The organism is Microbacterium gubbeenense DSM 15944 (assembly GCF_000422745.1).
In the GTDB taxonomy this organism is placed as follows: Bacteria; Actinomycetota; Actinomycetes; order Actinomycetales; family Microbacteriaceae; genus Microbacterium; species Microbacterium gubbeenense.
On the sequence record NZ_AUGQ01000010.1, the window covers coordinates 33,262 to 52,814 of the forward strand.

The window sequence follows — 19,553 nt, forward strand, 5'->3', positions numbered from 1 at the left end:
CTGGAGCAGTGACCCGCTCCCTCAATCGCGACATCCTGTGGCTCGCCGTGCCCGCGTTCGGGTCGCTCGTCGTCGAGCCGTTGTTCATCGCGATCGATTCGGTGATGATCGGGCACCTCGGCGTCGCACAGCTCGCGGGTCTCGGGATCGCGTCGAGCGTGCTGCAGACGCTCGTGGGCCTCATGGTCTTCCTCGCCTATTCGACGACGCCGGCGGTCGCGCGCATGTTCGGGGCGGGCAACAACCGCGAGGCGGTCTCGCGCGGCATCGACGGCATGTGGCTCGCGCTCGGCATCGGCGGCGTGCTCGCGGTGGTGGGGTACCTGCTCTCCCCCTGGGCAGTGTCGCTCTTCGGCGCGTCCGAGGCGGTCTCCGAACAGGCCGAGAGCTACCTCTCGCTCAGCATGTGGGGCCTGCCGGCCATGCTCATCGTGTTCGCCGCGACCGGCCTGCTGCGCGGCATGCAGAACACCATGACGCCGCTGTGGATCGCCGGCTTCGGCTTCGCCGCGAACGCCCTGCTCAACTGGCTGTTCATCTACGGCCTCGGCTGGGGCATCGCGGGATCAGCCGCCGGCACCGTCGTCGCCCAGTGGGGCATGGTCGTCGCGTACATCGTCATCGCCGCGCGGCTGGCGCGGAAGTACGGATCCGGTGCCGGCCCCGCGCGCGCGGGCGTGCGCGGGACGGCGAAGACCGGCGGATGGCTGTTCCTGCGCACCGCCGCCCTCCGGATCGGGCTGCTGATCACCGTGGCGACGGCGACCGCGCTCGGCACCGAGGAGCTCGCCGGCTGGCAGATCGTCTTCACGCTCGGCACGATCGCCGCGTTCGCGCTCGACTCGCTCGCGATCGCCGCGCAGGCGCTGATCGGCAAGCACCTCGGATCCGGCGACGAGGAGTCTGTGCGGTTCGTGCTGTCGCGCACCGTCGCGTGGGGCGCCGCGGCCGGCGCCGTGCTCGGCGTCGTCATCGCCGGCGCGAGCCCGCTCCTCGGCGTCGCGTTCACGGGCGAGTGGCACATGTCGTGGCTGATCCTGCCGGCGCTCATCCTCATGGGGGTGCTGCAGCCGCTCGCCGGCATCGTCTACGTGCTCGACGGCGTACTGATGGGAGCGAACGACTCGCGCTACCTCGCCCTCGCCGGCGCCATCGGCCTCGTGCCGTTCGTCATCTACCTGCTGATCGTGCTGATGGCACAACCGACCGGATCCTGGGGCCTGATGTTCGTCGCGTTCGGCTTCTACGGCGTGCTCATGGGCATGCGCTGGTGGACGCTCGCGCGACGCGTCAAGGGATCCGCCTGGCTCGAGAACGCGGCGTAGCGCGCGTCACTCGGGCGCGTGCGCCTCGAGGAACTCGTAGAGCGCCGTCGTGTCAACGCCCGGGAACGACCCCGTCGGCAGGGTCGCGAGCAGCGTGCGCGGCGTCGCGACGTTCGGCCAGGATCCGCCGCGCCACCTGTTCTCGAGCTCGGCGGGGGCGCTTCGGCAGCAGGTCTCGTCGGCGTGCCGCGAGACCTCACGGTTCTGCGTCTCGCGCCCCACGAACCACTTCGTGTCGTCGAACCGCACGCCCATGCTCACGGAGTGCGCGCCCTGCCTCGACTGCTCCACGCGGGCCGTGCACCAGTAGGTGCCGTTTCCGGTGTCGGTGTACTGGAAGTACGGGTTGAACCGGTCGTCGACGTCGAAGATCGCCCGGCTCGTCCACCGCCGGCAGCACATCTGGCCCTCGATGGATCCGAGGCTGTCCGCGGGGAAGTTGACGTCGTCGTTCTCGTACGCCTTCGTGATCGTGCCGGACTCGTGCACCTTCAGGAAGTGCACGCGGATGCCGAGGTGCCGCGTCGCGAGGTTCGTGAACCGGTGCGCCGCCGTCTCGTACGACACCGCATACGCATCCCGCAGGTCCTCGATCGAGATCGCCCGGCGCTTCTTCGCGTCCGAGAGCGCCGCCACAGCATCGGCCTCGGGCACGAGCAGCGCCCCGGCGAGATAGTTCTGCTCCACGCGCTGCCGCAGGAAGTCGGCGTACGACGACGGCTCGGTGTGCCCGAGCGCGAGGCTCGCGAGCGACTGCAGGATCGGCCCGCGCGGATCCGTCGAGATCCGGTCGGGAAGGTACAGGCGCCCGTTGCGCAAGTCGACGACGCTGCGCGTCGACTGCGGCAGGTCGGGCGCGTAGTGCAGCGTCACGCCGAGGTGCCGCGCGATGTCGCCGGCCGCGCGCTGCGTCAGCGGACCGCCCGGATGATCGATGGCGTCGAGCAGCTCGCCCGCGACCCTCTCGAGGTCGGGGAAGTAGTTGTCCATCTCGCGCATGAGGTCGCGCAGGTCGCGGTTCGCGCGGCGCGCCTGCTCGGGCGTCGCCTGCCGCTCGTCGCGCAGCCGGTCGATCTCCCCCGTCAGGCGCAGGATCGCGTGGAGCGCCTCGTCGGGCATGCCCTTCGGCACGCGGAACGGCTCGAGCCCCAGCTCGCGGAACCGCGGCGAGCGCATCTCGCGCTCGAGGGCGATCTCCAGCTCACTGCGCGGATCCAGTTCCTCGCGCACGAGGAGCTCGTCGGGCGTGACGTCGAGGTGCTTCGCGATCGCACGCAGCACCGGCAGCCGCGGCTCGCGATGACCGTTCTCGATCATCGACAGCTGGCTCGGCGCGCGCCCCACGGCGTCGGCGAGCTCGGCGAGCCGCATGCCGCGCTGCTGCCGCAGCGACCGGATCCGTCGCCCGACCGCGATCGCGTCGGCGTCGTTCGTCTCATCGTCGAGTGCCACCATGTCCCGGATTCTGGCACAGATATCTCCCGAACGGAACAACTGGATTATTTCTCCTCAACAATCCATGTTTTGGCGTGAGAACTTCACGCAGGGTGGACCTATCAGCACACGCGGCCCCGCCGCCCGTTCACAGGAGATCGACGATGACCACCACGACACCCCGCCCCGGATCACAGACGCAGACCGCCGAGGAGCTTCAGCTCGAGTGGGACGCGGACCCGCGTTGGAACGGCATCGAGCGCGATTACACCGCCGAGGACGTCATCCGCCTCCGCGGCAGCGTGCGGGAAGAGCCCACGCTCGCCCGCCGCGGCGCCGAGACGCTGTGGGACAAGCTCACGACCGGCGAGTACATCCGCGCGCTCGGCGCCCTCACCGGCAACCAGGCGGTGCAGCAAGTACGTGCCGGGCTCGAGGCCATCTACCTCTCGGGCTGGCAGGTCGCCGCCGACGCGAACCTCTCGGGCCAGACCTACCCCGACCAGTCGCTCTACCCCGCCAACTCGGTTCCCGCCGTCGTGCGCCGCATCAACAACGCGCTGATGCGCCAGGACCAGCTGGAGTCGGCCGAGGGATCGCTCTCTCGCGACTGGATGGCGCCCATTGTCGCCGACGCCGAGGCCGGATTCGGCGGCCCGCTGAACGCCTACGAACTCGCGCACGGCATGATCCAGGCGGGCGCGGCCGGCATCCACTGGGAGGACCAGCTCGCCAGCGAGAAGAAGTGCGGCCACCTCGGCGGCAAGGTGCTCGTACCGACGAGCCAGCACGTGCGCACCCTCAACGCGGCGCGCCTCGCGGCCGACGTCGCCGGCGTTTCGACGATCCAGATCGCCCGCACCGACTCGCTCGCGGCCGACCTGCTCACGAGCGACATCGACGAGCGCGACCGCCCCTTCCTCACCGGCGAGCGCTCGAGCGAGGGCTTCTACCGGGTGCGGAACGGCATCGATCCCGTGATCTCGCGCGGCCTCGCCTACGCGCCGTACGCCGACCTGCTGTGGGTCGAGACGGGCACGCCGGACATCGAGCTCGCCCGCGAGTTCGCCGCCGCGGTCCACGCGGAGCACCCGGGCAAGATGCTGGCGTACAACTGCTCGCCGAGCTTCAACTGGTCGGCCGCGCTCTCCGACACCGAGATCGCGAGCTTCCAGGCCGAGCTGGCCGAGCTGGGGTACCGCTTCCAGTTCATCACCCTGGCGGGATTCCACGCCCTCAACCACTCGATGTACTCGCTCGCCCGCGGCTACGCACAGAACGCGATGACCGCGTACGTCGAGCTCCAGAACGCCGAGTTCGCCGCCGAGGCCGACGGATACACCGCGACCCGGCACCAGCGCGAAGTGGGAACCGGCTACTTCGATCACGTGTCTCAGGCGCTCAACCCCGACGCCTCGACCCTCGCGCTCGCGGGCTCCACCGAGACCGCTCAGTTCACCTGACTCCCACGATTTCCCAAGGAGCATGACATGACTCTCATCGACACCGCCCCACCGACCATCTCCGCACCCGAGCCGATGCTGCCCGCGATCCGCATCGTCGGACCGATGCGCGACCGCTTCGAGCAGATCCTCACGCCCGACGCGCTCGCCTTCGTCGCACAGCTGCACGAGCTGTTCGCCGGCCCCCGCTACGACCGTCTCGCGGCGCGGCTGCGCCACGGGTACGAGATCGGCAACGGACACGACCCGTCGTTCCGCGACGACACCGCGCGGATCCGCGAACGCACCGACTGGCGCGTCGCGGGCGCCGGCCCCGGCCTCGAGAACCGTCGCGTCGAGATCACCGGCCCGACGGATCCGCGCATGACGATCAACGCCCTCAACTCGGGCGCGAACGTGTGGCTCGCCGACCAGGAGGACGCGACGAGCCCCACGTGGCAGAACGTCATCGGCGGCCAGCTCTCGCTGTTCGACGCGATCCGCGAGCAGCTCGAGTTCACCGCCGAGAACGGCAAGCGCTACGCGGTCACGGCGGAGCACACGCCGACGATCGTGATGCGCCCGCGCGGCTGGCACCTCGAGGAGCACCACCTAACGTTCACCGACCGGCACGGCCGCACGATGGCCGCGTCGGGGTCGCTCGTCGACTTCGGCCTCTACATGTTCCACAACGCGCGCGAGCTCGTGGCCCGGGGGCGCGGCCCGTACTTCTACCTGCCGAAGATCGAGCAGGCCGAGGAGGCGAGGCTGTGGGACCAGGTCTTCACGTTCTCGGAGCAGTACCTCGACCTGCCGCACGGCACGATCCGCGCGACCGTGCTGATCGAGACGCTGCCGGCCGCGTTCCAGATGGACGAGATCCTCTACGAGCTGCGCGACCACTGCGCGGGCCTCAACGCCGGGCGCTGGGACTACATCTTCTCGATCATCAAGACCTACCGCGGTCGGGGTTCGCGGTTCGTGCTGCCCGACCGCAACGAGGTCACCATGACCGTCGGGTTCATGCGGGCGTACACCGAGCTGCTCGTGAAGACCTGCCACCGGCGCGGCGCATATGCCATCGGCGGCATGAGCGCCTTCATCCCGAACCGACGGGATCCCGAGGCGAACCGTAACGCGCTCGAGAAGGTCGCGAGCGACAAGAAGCGCGAGGCGACCGACGGCTTCGACGGCACGTGGGTCGCACACCCCGACCTGATCCCCGCCGCCCGCGCCGAGTTCGATGCCGTGCTCGGCGACGCGCCGCACCAGCTCACCCGCCAGCGCGGTGATGTCAACGTGCAGCCGCGCCAGCTGCTCGATCTCACGATCGGGCGCGGGGTGACCGACGCGGGAGTGCGCGGCAACGTCGAGGTCGCGATCCGCTACATCGAGGCGTGGCTGCGCGGGCTCGGCGCCGTCGCCATCAACAACCTGATGGAGGACGCGGCGACGGCAGAGATCTCGCGCTCGCAGATCTGGCAGTGGATCCGCCAGGACCGCGTCACCGAGGAGGGCACGGCGATCACGCACGGCTACGTCGACGGGCTCGTTGACGAGATGCTGCAGTCGGTCGAGCGCACGGACGGCGACCGGTTCGACGAGGCGGCGAGCGTGTTCCGCGACGTCGCCCTGTCGGGCACCTTCGCTCCGTTCCTCACGACGAAGGCCTACGCGATGTACCTCGTCGAGACGCCGTAGCGGGTCCTCGAATGGTGCCGCCGCCGGGTCAAGCCCAGCGGCGGCACCATTCGTACATGACGACGGCGCCGGCGGCCGAGGCGTTCATCGAGCGCGTGGATCCGTATTGCGTGATCTCGATCTGCGAGCTCGCCGCGGCGAGCGCCTCCTCGGTGAGGCCAGGGCCCTCCTGGCCGAACAGGAATGCGCAGGTCTCCGGGAGATCCGCCTTGTCGACGGGAACCGCATCGCCGACGTTGTCGACCGCGATGATCGGGATGCCGCGCTCGTCCATCCACGCCCGGAACGTGTCGACGTCCGGGTGGTGGATCACGTGCTGGTAGCGATCGGTGACCATGGCCCCGCGCCGGTTCCAGCGGCGGCGCCCGACGATGTGCACCGTGTTCGCGAGGAACGCGTTGGCGCTTCGCACGATGGATCCGATGTTCATATCGTGCTGCCAGTTCTCGATCGCGACGTGGAACGCGTGGCGGCGGGAGTCGAGGTCGGCGACGATGGCCTCCATCGTCCAATACCGGTACTCGTCGACGACGTTGCGGGTATCGCCGGACGCCAGCAGCTCGGGGTCGAAGCGGTCGCCGTCGGGAAGCTCGCCCTGCCAGGGCCCCACGCCGTGGGTCGGTTCATCGGTCACCTCCCTATCGTCCCACCCGATGCTCGGAACGAATCTTTCGGTGCGCCTAAAAATCTGACACACTGGCCGGATGACGACCGTCTCGCCGCCCCGACGCCGCGCCGCGTGGCTGCTCGGGCCCGCCCTCGTGGCGGGCGTCGCCTACCTCGACCCGGGCAACGTGGCGACGAACATGTCGGCCGGAGCGCAGTTCGGCTACCTCCTGGTGTGGGTCGTCGTGCTCGGCAACGCGATGGCCTGGCTGATCCAGTACCTCTCGGCGAAGCTCGGCGTCGTCACGGGGCAGAGCCTCGCCGAGACGCTCAGCCAGCGCATCCGATCCCCCTGGGGCCGGCGCCTGTTCTGGCTGCAGGCCGAGCTGGTGGCGATGGCGACCGATGTCGCCGAGGTCATCGGCGGCGCCGTCGCGCTGTGGCTGCTGTTCGACGTGCCGCTCGTTGCGGGCGGCGTCATCACGGGCGCCGTATCGATGGGGCTGCTGTGGATCCAGACCCGCGGCGGCGTGCGCCCGTTCGAGTTCGTGATCATCGCGCTCATGGCGATCATCACGATCGGCTTCACGGCGGGCGTGATCGTCGGGCCGCCCGACGTGGAGTCCGCCGTGGCCGGCCTCGTGCCGCGCTTCGAGGGGTCCGGATCCGTTCTGCTCGCCGCGTCGATCCTCGGCGCGACGGTCATGCCGCACGCCATCTACGCGCACTCCGCGCTCGTGCGCGACCGCTTCGCCCCCGACGTCGAGCCCGACGCGGCGGGCCCCGGACGGATCCCTCGCCTGCTGCGCGCGACGCGGTGGGACGTGACGATCGCGCTCGTCGTGGCGGGTGCCGTGAACCTCGCGATCCTGCTGCTCGGGGCCGCGAACCTGCCCGGCGTCCCCGGAACCGACAGCCTCGAGGGCGCGCACGCAGCGCTGGAGGCGTCGCTCGGCGGCATCATCGCGACCGTGTTCGCCGTCGGCCTGCTCGCGTCGGGGCTCGCCTCGACCTCGGTCGGCGCGTACGCCGGATCCGAGATCATGCGCGGGCTGCTGCGCGTGCAGATCCCGATGATCGTGCGCCGGGTCGTGACGATCATCCCGGCGCTCGCGGTGCTCGCGATCGGTGTCGACCCCACCCAGGCGCTGATCCTCAGTCAGGTCGTGCTGTCGTTCGGCATCCCGTTCGCGCTCGTGCCGCTCGTCGCGCTGACGGCGCAGAAGCGCACCCTCGGATCCCACCGCAATCGGTGGTGGACGACCGCCGTCGGCGTCGCGTCGAGCGCGTTCCTCATCGCCCTCAACGCGGTGCTGCTGTGGCTGACGTTCGCGGGCTGAGCGCCGCGATCTTCGCGAGCAGCACGCCGCGCTCGCGCTCGTTCGCCGTTAGTCGCGCCGCATCCGTCAGGCACTCGCGCGCCTCGTCCACGCGGCCGAGGCGCGCGAGCAGGTCGCCGCGCACGGAGGGCAGCAGGTGGGAGCCGTACAGGGCGCCCGAACGATCGATCTCGTCAACAATGCGCAGGGCGCTCGCCGGTCCGGCCGCCATGGCCACCGCGGCGGCCCGGTTCAGCTCGACCGCGGGCGACGGGGCGATGCGCCCGAGGGCCTCGTGCAGCACGACGATGCGCTCCCAGTCGGTGTCATCGAACGTCGCGGCGACCGCGTGGCACTCGGCGATCGCCGCCTGCAGTCCGTAGGCCCCGCGTCCGCGGCCGACGGCGTCTGCCCGCTGGAGCGCCGCACGCCCCCGGGAGATGAGGGACGCGTCCCACCGCGTGCGGTCCTGCGCGTCGAGCAGCACCGGGTCTCGGTTCGCGTCGGTGCGAGCGGGGAAACGTGCGGCGGTCAGCTCCATGAGGGCGACCAGCGCGTGCGCCTCGGACTCGGCCGGGATCAGCCCGGCGAGCACGCGCGCGAGTCGCATCGCCTCACGGGCGAGATCTTCGCGCATCCACTCACCGCCGGAACTGGCGACGTGTCCTTCGTTGAAGATGAGGTAGAGCACGCTCAACACGCCGTCGAGGCGGCCAGCGTACTCCTCGCGCGGCGGCACCTCGAAGGGCGCGTTCACGGCCGCAAGCGTCTTCTTCGCCCGCACGATGCGCTGCTGGATCGTCGGGGTCGGCACGAAGAAGGCTCGCGCGATCTCGTCTGTCGCGAGCCCGCCGACGACGCGCAGCGTGAGCGCGACGCGGGCGTCGCGCGAGAGGGACGGGTGGCAGGCGATGAAGACGAGCCGCAGCACGTCGTCCTCGATCGCGTCGGGGTCGTACGCGTTCTCCTCCGCCTGCTCGTTGAGCCTGCGCGCGATCGCCGCGCACCTCTTGTCGAGCGCGGCCGCGCGACGCCAGCCGTCGACGGCGCGGCGCTTGCCGACGGTGACGAGCCACGCACCCGGGTTCGACGGCGTGCCGTCGACGGGCCACTGCTCAAGCGCAGCCGAAAGCGCTTCCTGCGCGAGATCCTCGGCGAGATCGAAGTCGCCGGTGTACCGGATCAGCGTCGCAACGATGCGCGCGGCCTCGATGCGCCACACCGCCTCGACGCGGCGGCGGGCTGACGCCGCCTCCCGCTCGGGCGCGGTGCCAACCCCGTCGCCGTTCATCCGCGGATCCGGATCACTCGGTGCCGAGCTGCTGGCGCCACTCGGCTTCCTTCTGGATCCACTCGTTGTCGGTCGGGAAATCTTCGTTGCCGTGGATTCGGCGGATCTCCATTTTGCTTCCAGCGCCGAGAGGTGCGCGCTTCGCCCACTCGGTCGCCTCCTCGATCGTCGGGACCTCGAGGGTCCAAAACCCGTTGAAGAGCTCCTTCGTCTCGCCGTACGGTCCGTCAGTCGCGATGGGCGGTGTCGCAGAGTAGTCGACGACGACGCCCTCCGCGGGGTCGGTGAGCCCGTCAGCGTTGACGAGCACGCCGGCCTTGATCATCGACTCGTTGTACTTCCCCATCGCCTCGAGCATCTCCTCGAACGGAACGTCCCTCGACACGATGGCCGTTTCGTCGTTGTCGCGCATGATGAGCATGAACTTGGACATGATCTTCCTCTCGCTGGTGGGCCCGTTCTGACCCTCTCACTGACGCATCGAACGCGGAAGACGGAAATCGACACGGCGGCGGATTAATTTCCGGACCAACGAATCAGGCCGTGAGCCAGACGGCGTCGGCCGCGCCCTCCGGAAGGTCGACCGGCGATCCCTCGACCTCGAGACCGTGCTTCAGCACGGCGATCGACGTTCCCACATCGATGCCGCACGCCGTGATCGCGCGCAGCAGCATCGGATCCGCGTCGCTCACGCGCAGCACGCGCCCCTCGTGCCCCGTATCCGCATCGCCGAGCAACACGAACGCGGGGCGGTGGATCGTGCCGTCGGGGCGCGGAATCGCGTCGCCGTGCGGGTCGACATCGGGGTGTCCGAGACGGTCGTCGATCTTGTCGAGCATGCGATCGCTGACGGCGTGCTCGAGCACCTCGGCCTCGTCGTGGACCTCGTCCCAGGTGTAACCGAACTCCCTGACCAGCCAGGTCTCGATGAGGCGATGCCGGCGCGTCATGGTGACGGCCCGGGCGAGGCCCGCCTCGGTGAGGCGCACGGCGCGATACGGCTCGTGGATCGTGAGACCGGCGGCGGCGAGCTTCTTCACCATCTCGGTCACGCTCGAGGGCGCGACGCCCAGCTTCGCGGCGAGAACCGACGGCGTGATCGGCCGATCCTGCCACTCGGTGTGGTGGAAGATCGTCTTCAGATAATCGTCGGCTGCAGGGCTGGTGGACACGAGACCAGATTACCGAGCGGCCCGGGCGGCCTTCTGCAGCGGCCACGTCATGCCCGACAGCGCCTCGCACTTCTCCCAGAGCAGGCGGCGCACCTCCGGATCGGCCGAGGTCACCGACGGGCGCTGCCTGACGGCCTCGCCGCGCAGCAGGTAGCGCGGGCCCCAGTACTCGCCGCCCGAGATGCCCGGATCCACGAGTGCGCGCACGATCGCCTCGGCGCCGTGCTCCTTGCTCTGCGAGAAGGGCGCCTGGGCGCCGTCCTTCAGCCGCTTGAACAGGCCGGGCTGGTTGACGCCCTGCACCCGCGGCGTACGGCCGCCGATCGAGTATCCGGGGTGCGCAACGATGCTCTTGACCGGAACCGAGGCGTCGCGCAGGCGCGCGTCGGCCTCGAAACCGAGCGCCTGCACGGCGACCTTTGACTGCACGTACGCCTTCCAGGCCGAGTACTTCGCCTCGAGCTGCACGTCGACGGGGTTGTGCGCGCCCATGCGCGTCGAGACGCTGCCGATCCACACCATGCGCGGCGTCCAGCGATTCGTCGCCGACTTCGCGAGCGGCACGAGCAGCTCGGATCCGAGCACGAAATGGCCGAGCGCGTTCGTCGAGAACACGAGCTCGCGCCCGTCGCGCGTCAGTCGGCGCTCGTGCGGCGGGTGCACGATCCCGGCGTTGAAGATCACGCCGTCGAGGCGCGTGCGGTCGAACATGCCGCCGCGGATGCTCGCGGCGGCCGCCCGCACGGATCCGGGGTTCGCGACGTCGAGCAGCAGCGTCTCGACGGATGCCCCGGGCACGCGCGCCTCGAGGGCGTCGTGGGCGGCGGCGAGGCGGTTCGGGTGGCGCCCGCTCATGATCACGTGCGCGCCGGCCCGCGCGAGGTGCTCAGAGGCGAAATATCCGAGGCCGGCGTTGGCGCCCGTGACGAGGTAGGTGCGGCCGTCCTGCGGCGGCATGCTGAAGGAATCGCGCTCCTTCATCGGGTTCTTCGCCACGATGCCGAGCCTATGTCGGGTTCTGATCCCACACCGGTCGGCGCGCGGGTAACGTGGGCGGCATGCCGGAACTGTTCGTGATCGTCATCGCCCTGACCTGCGTCAGCGTGATCGTCATGGGCATTCGCGCCGTGCGCCGCATGAACAAGTCGGGTCGAGACGACGACGACATGTTCGGCCCCCGCCGCTGAGGGCGGGCTCAGCGCAGCGCGAGGGCCGCGGCACCGATCAGAGGGCCGTCGGGGCCGAGGCCGCTGCGCACGACCCGGGTGTTCTGCGCGTACGGCAGCTCGGCCCAGTCGTTGAGCGCGGCCTGGACGAGCTCGACATAGTCGTCGGAGACGAACGAGAACCCGCCGGAGATCGCGACGACCTCGAGGTCGAGCAGGGTGGAGGCGTCGGCGAGCGCCCGCCCGACCGCGTGCGCCGACCGCTCGATCGCGGCGCGCGCGGTGCGATCGCCCCGGCGCGCGTCCTCTCCGAGCTGCTCCCCCGCCGTGCCCTGCCAGCCCTGCAGCTGAGCCCACGTGACGCTCGCGGGCCCCGAGGCGACCTCCTCGAGCGTGAGCTCACCGTTCTGCTCGGCGACGTGCGTCTGGCCGAGGTGGCCGGCGTTGCCGGAGGATCCGCCGATCGGCTCGCCCCCGATGACGATGCCGCCCCCGACGCCGGTCGAGACGACGATCGAGAGGGAGGCCCTGGCGCCCGCGGCCTCGCCGAGCCACGACTCGGCGAGCGCGAGCGCGCCGCCGTCGTGCCGCAGCGTCACGTCGGCGTCGATGTCACCCGTGTCCACGACGACGGCGTCGCGCACGGTGCTGGCGAGGTCGAACCCCATCACGAGCGGCATGTTCACCGGGTGGATCGTGCCCGCCGCGCGGTCGACCGGGCCAGCCGACCCGACGCCCGCCCCAGCGAAGTCGGCGCCCTGCGGCAGGTGGTCAAGAGCGGCCGCGACCACCGCGCTGACCGACTGGCCGAGACGTTCGGGCGTGATGTCCCGCCCGGTCGGAACGCGGTGCCGGCTCGCGGTGATCACGGCGCCCGTCTCGTCGACGAGGGCGGCTTCGATCTTCGTGCCGCCGAGGTCGACGGCCAACGCGATGCGGGACATGCGTTCAGGCTAGCGGTACCGAGGATGTCCCAGTCGGTGCGCTCTACTGAGGGTCGAGCCCCAAGTCGCCCAGGTCGATCGCGGCTCGCCATTCGAGGCCGGCCTCCTCGATCGCGGCACGGGCGCCGGTCAGCCGATCGACGATCACGGCGACCGCCACGACCTCGGCTCCGGCCTTCTTCAGCGCCTCGACCGCCTTCAGCGCCGACTGCCCCGTCGTGGACGTGTCTTCGAGCACGACGACGCGCTTGCCCTCGACCTCCGCGCCCTCGATCTGCCGGCCGCGGCCGTGATCCTTCGGCTCCTTGCGCACGACGAACGCGTCGAGCGGCCGCTCTGAGGCCGCCGTCGCGTGCATGACGGCGTTCGCGATGGGATCCGCGCCCAGGGTGAGCCCGCCGACCGCGACGACGCCGTCGATGTCGGCGATCAGGTCGCTCATGATGCGGCCGATCGCGGGGGCCGCGCGGTGGTCGAGCGTGAGCTTGCGCATGTCGACGTAGTACGTGGCCCTCTTGCCGCTCGACAGCGTGAAGTCACCGTGGAACACGGCCTCGTCGGTGATCAGCGAGATCAGGTTCTGGCGGTCGGACTCGAGCGCGGGAGTGGATGCGATGGCCATGTGCCCCAGTCTATTCGGCAGGCCATAGGCTGACGACATGGCTAAGGCACACCAGCCCCTCGAAGAATGGCTCGCATCCCACCCGTTGAAGAAGCCCGGCCTGTTCGCGGGCGAGGGCTACTCGCGCCGAGCGGTCGACGAGGTCACCGACAAGGTCGTCGACCGGCTGCGCGCTGACCGGCAGTACGCCGATCTGATCCGCAAGATCGACTTCCCGACCGCCCCGCGCGCCGAGGCGTACGACCGCGCGGCCGTCGACGACCTCTTCGACAACCTGAAGTGGGGATCCGACCCGCGCAAGTAGGCTTCTTCACATGCGCATCGCGACCTGGAACGTCAACTCGGTTCGTGCACGCGTCGACCGCATCGTCGCCTTCGCCGACCGTGCCGCGATCGACGTCCTGCTCATGCAGGAGATCAAGTGCAAGCCCGAGCAGTTCCCGTATCAACAGTTCGAGGACGCCGGCTACACGATCGAGGCGCACGGCCTGAACCAGTGGAACGGCGTTGCGATCGCGAGCCGCCTGCCGCTCGAGGACGTCGAATATTCCTTCCCGGGAATGCCCGGATTCCAGAAGGGTTATGACGGCGACGACGCCCCGCTCGAGGCGCGCGCGATCTCCGCTCTCGTCGAGGGCGTGCGGCTGTGGAGCCTCTACGTGCCGAACGGCCGCGGGCTCGACGACCCGCACTACGCCTACAAGCTGCGCTTCTTCGACGCGCTGCGACAGTACGCTGCCGACGCGCTCGCGGCGGATCCGTCGCTTCCGCTCGCGCTCACGGGCGACTTCAACGTGGCGCCCACGGACGCGGACAACGGGGATCCGTCGATCGTCGAGGGCGTGACGACGCACGTCTCCCCCGCCGAGCGCGACGCCTTCTCCGCGCTGTCCGAGGCCGGGCTGCAGGACGTCGTGCGCCCGCTCGTGCCCGAGGGCTTCACGTTCTGGGACTACAAGCAGCTGCGGTTCCCGCGCAACGAGGGCCTGCGCATCGACTTCGTGCTGGGATCCCGTGCGTTCGCCGACGCGGTCGAGGGCGCGTCGATCGAGCGGGATGAGCGGGGGGGCGAGGGGCCGAGCGACCACGTTCCGGTGGTCGTCGACCTGAACTTCGACGAGGACGACGAAGACGTTCCGATGATCTTCGGCTGACCGACGCCCTACGCGAAGTTGTTGCGGTACGCCCACACCACGGCGGCGACGCGGTCGCGCGAGCCCGTCTTCTGCAACATGTTCGAGATGTGCGTCTTCACCGTCGCCTCGCCGATGAACAGCTGCTGAGCGATCTCGGCGTTGCTCATCGCCGCCGCCAGAAGGCGCAGGATCTCGGCCTCGCGCTCGGTCAGAGACACGGGGATCCCATCGGATGCCGACAGCGGCATATGTCCCGCCGCGCTGTGCCGCTCGATGACCCGGCGGGTCACCTCGGGTGCGAGCAGCGCGTCGCCCGCAGCGGCCACCTGCGCCGCGCTCACGAGCTCCTCGGGCCCCGCGTTCTTGAGCAGGAACCCGCTCGCGCCCGCATCCAGGGCCGCGAAGAGGTAGTCGTCTCGGTCGAAGGTCGTCACGATCACGACGCTCGACCGGCTGCCCGAGGCGATGATCTGCCGCGTGGCCTCGATGCCGTCCATGTCGGGCATCTGCACGTCCATGAACACGACGTCAGGGTCGAGGTGCGCTGCGCGCTCGATCGCCTCGACACCGGTGGCGGCCTCGCCGACGATCTCGACGCCCGACGCCTCGAGAATCATGCGGAACCCCGCCCGCATCGTGGCGTGGTCATCGACGAGCAGAACGGTGGGTGCGGTCATGATTCCATCCTGCTATGCCAGCGGCACGCGCACGCGCACCAGGTAGCCGCCGCTCTCGCGCGGGCCCGCCTCGAGGAACGCCCCCATCGACGTCGCCCGCTCGCGCATGCCGAGCGTGCCGAGCCCCGCGCGGGATCCGAGGACCGCTCGCCCGGTGTTCGTCACCTCGAGCTCGACGTCATCGTCCGAATAGCGCAGGCGCACGTCGGCGGTCACGTTCGGCCCCGCGTGCCGGCGGGCGTTCGTGAGCGCCTCCTGCGCGATCCGGTACAGGTTCACCTGCGCGAGGCTCGGCACATCGCGCGGATCCCCGATGATGCGCAGCGAGGTGGGCGTTCCCGCGGCCTCCGACGCGCGAACGAGCTGATCGAGCGCGGCGAGCGTGACCGTCGACGGCGGATCCTCGTGGTCGTCGTCGCCGCCGCGCAGCGTGTCGAGCAGGTGCCGCAGCTCGCCGATCACCTGCCGAGACGACTCCTCCACGACCGTGAGCGCGCGCTTGGCGCCGTCGGGGTTCTGATCGAGGACGGCGCGCGCGGCGCCGGCCTGCACGCCCATCGACGACACGTGGTGGGCGACGACGTCGTGCAGCTCGCGGGCGATCCGCACGCGGTCGAGCATGACGGCCTGCGCGGAGGCGATCTCCTGCTGCTCCTCGAGCTCCCGCGTGCGCGCGGCGAGCGCCTTCCGCCCGAGCGCGGCCTCGTACGCGCGGTCGCCCATCACGTACGCGGCGCCGAAGAAGACCGCGTTGATGAGCCACTGGATCATCATGTACGCGACCATCGGCGACATCGCGCCCACGGCGTCGGGCATGCCCTCGGGCACCGGCTCGGTCGCCGCGCGGAACGTGGCGACGAGCAGCCACCCGGCCATGACCGCCATGATCGCGAAGCGCGCGAGCTGGGCGCGGCGGCGGTCGTTGACCCACGCGCCCACCGTGTACATCGACAGGAACAGCGCGATCTGCCCGACGTAGAGCTCGGTCGCCCCGGCCTCCATGCCGACGACGTAGACGACGTTGACGACGATCGCGACGGTGATCGGGTAGCTGGTGCGCACGACGAACGGCAGCGAGAGCGCGGCCGCGTAGACGAGCCCCCACTTCACGTCCAGCCCGCTGGATCCCATCAGCTGCGCGAAGAACCCGAGGATCACGCTGATGATCGCGCCGAGGAACAGCGCAAGTCCCACCCAGACATCGTTCGTTCTCTGCGCGGGCGCGGGCGCATCGCGCGCGAAGGATCCGGCCGCAGGGCGCGTTGTGCGCGCCGTCGTGATCGTCATGCCGACCACGTTAGGCGGCGATCGCGGCAATCGCCTCCCCCGCACGGCGGAGGCCCTTGTATTCCGGCGCCGTCGCGCGGATCCTGGAGCCAGGCACACTCGTCTCAAGGGAGCACACCATGGTGATGATCTTCGTCAATCTTCCCGTCGCCGATCTCGAGCGCTCGAAGGCGTTCTACACGGCGCTCGGCGCCGAGGTCGTCACCGAGTTCACCGACGAGAACGCCTCGTGCCTGAAGTGGGACGAGAACGTGTTCTTCATGGTCCTCGCGGCCGACTACTTCGCGACCTTCACCGACCAGCCCGTCGTCATGCCGGGCACGGGGGCGCAGTCGATCACGGCGCTCAGCCGGGATTCGCGCGAGCAGGTCGAGCGCGCCCGGCAGACGGTGCTCGACAACGGCGGATCCGAGAACAAGCCGCCGGTCGATCACGGCGTCATGTACGTGGTCTCGATGGCCGACCCCGACGGGCACATCATCGAGTTCACGTGGATGTCGGACGAGGCCCCGCAGCCCGCCGCGGCCGACGGATTCAACCACCAGCACCCCGATGCGAACGACGCGTTCACGGACGCGGAAGCGGAGGGCTGGCCCGCGCGCGAGTGACGCGCACAGCAGAGCGCCCCGCGGATCCAATAAGGGGGAGAGGCGGATCCGCGGGGCGCTGGTTCGTGAACGCTTAGGCGTTGGCCTTCTGCACGCGGCCGATGAGGCCGAGGAAGGTGCCGAGGTACATCTCGAGGAACGCCTTCGTGTCGGCGTTCGTCACCTCGCCGGTCTCGCTGATCAGGCCCGGTGTGAGCTGGATGAAGCCCTCGGGCTGGCCCATCACGATCGCGTTGACGTGGCTCAGGATGGCCTTGAGGTGCTGCTGCGCGGCGGCGGTGGCGATTCCGCCCTGTGAGGCGCCGATGACGGCGACGGGCCGACCGCCGAAGGAGAAGTTGCCGTAGGGACGGCTCGCCCACTCGATCGCGTTCTTCAGTACGCCGGGGATCGACCGGTTGTACTCGGGCGTGATGATGATCACGCCGTCGACCGACTCGATCTGCTCCTTGAAGTCGAGCGCGACCTGCGGGAAGTCGCCCTCGAGGTCGGTCGAGAAGAACGGCAGCTGCTTGATCGGAATCTCCACGGCCTCGACTCCCTCGGGGAGCAGGTTCACGAGCGCTCCGGCGAGCGCGCGGTTGATCGAGGTCGTTCCGATGGATCCGACGATGTAGCCGATCTTGGTCACAGGGGTTCTCCTTGGTAGGCGAATTGCGGTACAGGAGTCGGGAACGGGCCCGCCGTCCTGTCTATTCCGATGAATTCATCATTCTGGCCGGATCCCCAGTGAACGAGCTGAGATCTCCCCCTCGCGGCGGAGGTGCGGCCGGTATCGCACCGCATAGCGTCGAAGCATACGAACGGAAAGGGGTTCCGACATGCTGGACGTCAGCGGAATCACGAAGCAGTACGGCGAGCGCACGGTTCTCGACGACGTGTCGTTCTCCGTCACGCGCGGCCGCCTCACGGGCTTCGTCGGCGGCAACGGCGCGGGCAAGACCACCACCATGCGCATCGTTCTCGGGCTGCTCGAGAAGAACGGCGGCGAGGTCACCCTCGACGGAGATCCGCTCACCGCCGCCCGGCGCCGCGGCTTCGGCTACATGCCGGAGGAGCGCGGCCTGTATCCGAAGATGAAGGTGCTCGAGCAGATCACCTACCTCGGGCGCCTGCACGGCTTCGACAAGCGCGTCGCCAGCGAAAAGGCGACGGACATCCTTACCGAGCTCGGCCTCGGCGAGCGCCTCACGGATCCGATCGAGTCGCTTTCGCTCGGAAACCAGCAGCGCGCGCAGATCGCCGCGGCGCTCGTGCACGACCCCGACGTGCTGATCCTCGACGAGCCGTTCAGCGGCCTCGACCCGATGGCCGTCGAGACGGTCGTCGCGGTGCTGCAGCGTCGCGCGCACGAGGGCGCGGCCGTGCTGTTCTCCTCGCACCAGCTCGACGTAGTCGAGCGCCTCTGCGACGACCTCGTGATCATCGCCGACGGATCCGTGCGCGCGAGCGGCGAGCGCGAGGCGCTCCGCGAGCAGCACTCCACCAACCGCTATGAGCTGATCTCGACCGGCGACGCGGGCTGGCTTCGCGACGAGCCGGGCATCGAGGTCATCGACTTCGATGCGGGCCACGCTGTGTTCGACGTCACGGACGACCAGGCCGCGCAGCACGTGCTGCGCCGCTCGGTCGCCGAGGGCGACGTCACGAGCTTCGCCCCGCAGCATCCCTCGCTCGCACAGATCTTCAAGGAGGTCGTCCGATGAACGCTCAGCCCCTGTCCCTGCCCCAGGCCACCTACCTCGTCGCGGAGCGCGAGGTCGTGACCCGCGTGCGCAGCAAGGCGTTCGTGATTTCGACGCTGATCCTGCTGATCGGAATCATCGCCGGAATCATCGCGATGAACTTCTTCAGCGAGCGCGAAACGACCACCGAGGTCGCCGCTCCCGACACCGTCTCGGCGCAGCTCGCCGAGATCGACGGCGTCGAGGTCACCGAGGTGGCCGATGCCGACGAGGCCCGCCAGCTCGTCGAGGATGAAGCGGTCGACGCGGCGGTCGTCCCCGACGAAGACTCGACCACCGGCTTGACGATCGTGGCGCTCACCGAGGCGCCGAGCGAGCTGCTGCAGAGCCTGTCACAGGCGCCGCACGTCGAGCTCGTGAACCCGGATGCGGGCTGGTCCCCGATCCGCTACATCCTCGCGATCGCTTTCGGCCTCGTCTTCATGATGTCGGCGATGACGTTCGGATCCCCCGTGGCGACGAGCGTCGTCGAGGAGAAGCAGACGCGCGTGATCGAGATCCTGCTGACGGCGATCCCCGCGCGGGCGCTGCTCGCGGGCAAGGTGATCGGCAACACGCTGCTCGCGCTCGCGCAGATCATTCTGATCGTCGCGGCGGTGGCGGTGTCGCTCATCGTGACAGATCAGACCGAAATGCTCGCAGGGCTCGGCGCGCCGCTGCTGTGGTTCGCACTGTTCTTCGTCGCCGGATTCCTGCTGATCGCCACGATGTTCGCCGCGACGGGAGCGCTCGTGTCGCGTCAGGAGGACATCTCGCAGACGATCGCGCCCGTCATGTACATCGTGATGATCCCGTACTTCCTCGTGATCTTCTTCAACGACAACCCGCTCGTGATGGCAATCATGTCGTACGTGCCGTTCTCGGCGCCGGTGTCGATGCCGATCCGCCTGTTCTTCAACGAGGCGCAGTGGTGGGAGCCGATCCTCTCGATCGTCATCTCGCTCATCGCGTGCGCGCTCGTGATCATGCTGGCCGCGAAAATCTACGAGCGCTCACTGCTGCGCATGGGCGCCCGCGTGAAGTGGAGCGAGGCCCTGAAGAAGTAGCCCCCCACAACCCTTCATTTCTGGCACTTTTC

At 69.5% G+C, this 19,553-nt stretch carries 21 protein-coding genes; 10 read left to right on the forward strand and 11 right to left on the reverse strand.

What is annotated here, in order from left to right:
• Window positions 1-8: 8 nt before the first annotated feature.
• Window positions 9-1,325, forward strand: a complete 1,317-nt coding sequence (locus G510_RS0107755; RefSeq protein ID WP_029153169.1) for an MATE family efflux transporter — start codon at window positions 9-11, stop codon at window positions 1,323-1,325.
• A gap of 6 nt (window positions 1,326-1,331) precedes the next feature.
• Here G510_RS0107755 and G510_RS0107760 read toward each other — a convergent pair whose 3' ends face one another.
• A complete protein-coding gene (locus G510_RS0107760) occupies window positions 1,332-2,780 on the reverse strand; it encodes an XRE family transcriptional regulator (protein ID WP_036322419.1) in 1,449 nt (482 codons plus the stop codon).
• 143 nt (window positions 2,781-2,923) lie between these two features.
• Here G510_RS0107760 and aceA point away from each other — a divergent pair, with 143 nt between their 5' ends.
• A complete protein-coding gene (gene aceA, locus G510_RS0107765; protein ID WP_029153171.1) occupies window positions 2,924-4,222 on the forward strand; it encodes an isocitrate lyase in 1,299 nt (432 codons plus the stop codon).
• A 27-nt stretch (window positions 4,223-4,249) separates the two neighbouring features.
• On the forward strand, window positions 4,250-5,902 hold the full coding sequence (gene aceB, locus G510_RS0107770; RefSeq protein WP_036322421.1) for a malate synthase A: 1,653 nt from the start codon (window positions 4,250-4,252) through the stop codon (window positions 5,900-5,902).
• A 28-nt stretch (window positions 5,903-5,930) separates the two neighbouring features.
• On the opposite strand, the gene G510_RS0107775 is transcribed toward aceB, so the two are convergent.
• Window positions 5,931-6,536, reverse strand: a complete 606-nt coding sequence (locus G510_RS0107775) for a TrmH family RNA methyltransferase (RefSeq protein WP_029153173.1) — start codon at window positions 6,534-6,536, stop codon at window positions 5,931-5,933.
• Window positions 6,537-6,606: 70 nt separating this feature from the next.
• Here G510_RS0107775 and G510_RS0107780 point away from each other — a divergent pair, with 70 nt between their 5' ends.
• Complete coding sequence (locus G510_RS0107780; RefSeq protein ID WP_029153174.1) at window positions 6,607-7,848, forward strand: Nramp family divalent metal transporter; 1,242 nt, start codon at window positions 6,607-6,609, stop codon at window positions 7,846-7,848.
• Here the strand turns inward: G510_RS0107780 and G510_RS15950 are convergent.
• The 4 genes from G510_RS15950 to G510_RS0107800 form a co-directional block, all read right to left on the reverse strand.
• On the reverse strand, window positions 7,811-9,118 hold the full coding sequence (locus tag G510_RS15950; protein ID WP_051216586.1) for an RNA polymerase sigma factor: 1,308 nt from the start codon (window positions 9,116-9,118) through the stop codon (window positions 7,811-7,813). The genes G510_RS0107780 and G510_RS15950 overlap by 38 nt on opposite strands.
• Before the next feature lie 13 nt (window positions 9,119-9,131).
• Entirely contained in the window at window positions 9,132-9,551 is a 420-nt protein-coding gene (locus G510_RS0107790; RefSeq protein WP_036322423.1) for a YciI family protein, read from the reverse strand.
• A 103-nt stretch (window positions 9,552-9,654) separates the two neighbouring features.
• A complete protein-coding gene (locus G510_RS0107795) occupies window positions 9,655-10,290 on the reverse strand; it encodes a metal-dependent transcriptional regulator (RefSeq protein ID WP_029153176.1) in 636 nt (211 codons plus the stop codon).
• A gap of 9 nt (window positions 10,291-10,299) precedes the next feature.
• The gene (locus tag G510_RS0107800; RefSeq protein WP_245563260.1) at window positions 10,300-11,286 is read right to left on the reverse strand and encodes an SDR family NAD(P)-dependent oxidoreductase; all 987 of its coding nucleotides are present in this window, start codon (window positions 11,284-11,286) and stop codon (window positions 10,300-10,302) included.
• Between the two features lie 62 nt (window positions 11,287-11,348).
• On the opposite strand from G510_RS0107800, the gene G510_RS19005 reads away from it, so the two are divergent.
• Entirely contained in the window at window positions 11,349-11,477 is a 129-nt protein-coding gene (locus G510_RS19005) for a hypothetical protein (RefSeq protein WP_281167431.1), read from the forward strand.
• Between the two features lie 8 nt (window positions 11,478-11,485).
• On the opposite strand, the gene G510_RS0107810 is transcribed toward G510_RS19005, so the two are convergent.
• Together G510_RS0107810 and pyrE are read right to left on the reverse strand one after the other, a co-directional pair.
• A complete protein-coding gene (locus G510_RS0107810; RefSeq protein ID WP_029153178.1) occupies window positions 11,486-12,400 on the reverse strand; it encodes an ROK family protein in 915 nt (304 codons plus the stop codon).
• Window positions 12,401-12,443: 43 nt separating this feature from the next.
• Window positions 12,444-13,022 carry an orotate phosphoribosyltransferase gene (gene pyrE, locus G510_RS0107815; RefSeq protein WP_029153179.1) on the reverse strand — a complete coding sequence of 193 codons (579 nt, stop codon included), beginning with the start codon at window positions 13,020-13,022 and terminating at the stop codon, window positions 12,444-12,446.
• Between the two features lie 37 nt (window positions 13,023-13,059).
• Here pyrE and G510_RS0107820 point away from each other — a divergent pair, with 37 nt between their 5' ends.
• Together G510_RS0107820 and G510_RS0107825 are read left to right on the forward strand one after the other, a co-directional pair.
• Window positions 13,060-13,326 carry a hypothetical protein gene (locus tag G510_RS0107820; RefSeq protein WP_157560476.1) on the forward strand — a complete coding sequence of 89 codons (267 nt, stop codon included), beginning with the start codon at window positions 13,060-13,062 and terminating at the stop codon, window positions 13,324-13,326.
• Between the two features lie 10 nt (window positions 13,327-13,336).
• Window positions 13,337-14,176, forward strand: coding sequence for an exodeoxyribonuclease III (locus tag G510_RS0107825; protein WP_029153181.1), 840 nt, complete (start codon window positions 13,337-13,339; stop codon window positions 14,174-14,176).
• An 8-nt stretch (window positions 14,177-14,184) separates the two neighbouring features.
• On the opposite strand, the gene G510_RS0107830 is transcribed toward G510_RS0107825, so the two are convergent.
• Both G510_RS0107830 and G510_RS0107835 read right to left on the reverse strand, forming a co-directional pair.
• A complete protein-coding gene (locus G510_RS0107830) occupies window positions 14,185-14,835 on the reverse strand; it encodes a response regulator (protein WP_029153182.1) in 651 nt (216 codons plus the stop codon).
• A gap of 12 nt (window positions 14,836-14,847) precedes the next feature.
• On the reverse strand, window positions 14,848-16,122 hold the full coding sequence (locus G510_RS0107835; protein ID WP_084644270.1) for a sensor histidine kinase: 1,275 nt from the start codon (window positions 16,120-16,122) through the stop codon (window positions 14,848-14,850).
• 119 nt (window positions 16,123-16,241) lie between these two features.
• Between G510_RS0107835 and G510_RS15955 the strand changes: the two genes are divergently transcribed.
• The gene (locus tag G510_RS15955; protein WP_036322428.1) at window positions 16,242-16,730 is read left to right on the forward strand and encodes a VOC family protein; all 489 of its coding nucleotides are present in this window, start codon (window positions 16,242-16,244) and stop codon (window positions 16,728-16,730) included.
• Between the two features lie 73 nt (window positions 16,731-16,803).
• Here the strand turns inward: G510_RS15955 and G510_RS0107850 are convergent, their stop codons facing one another.
• On the reverse strand, window positions 16,804-17,361 hold the full coding sequence (locus G510_RS0107850) for an NADPH-dependent FMN reductase (protein ID WP_029153184.1): 558 nt from the start codon (window positions 17,359-17,361) through the stop codon (window positions 16,804-16,806).
• A gap of 190 nt (window positions 17,362-17,551) precedes the next feature.
• Between G510_RS0107850 and G510_RS0107855 the strand changes: the two genes are divergently transcribed.
• Both G510_RS0107855 and G510_RS0107860 read left to right on the forward strand, forming a co-directional pair.
• Window positions 17,552-18,436, forward strand: coding sequence for an ABC transporter ATP-binding protein (locus G510_RS0107855; RefSeq protein ID WP_029153185.1), 885 nt, complete (start codon window positions 17,552-17,554; stop codon window positions 18,434-18,436).
• The gene (locus G510_RS0107860) at window positions 18,433-19,521 is read left to right on the forward strand and encodes an ABC transporter permease (protein WP_029153186.1); all 1,089 of its coding nucleotides are present in this window, start codon (window positions 18,433-18,435) and stop codon (window positions 19,519-19,521) included. The genes G510_RS0107855 and G510_RS0107860 overlap by 4 nt, the downstream gene beginning before the upstream one ends.
• The last annotated feature ends 32 nt before the right edge of the window (window positions 19,522-19,553 follow it).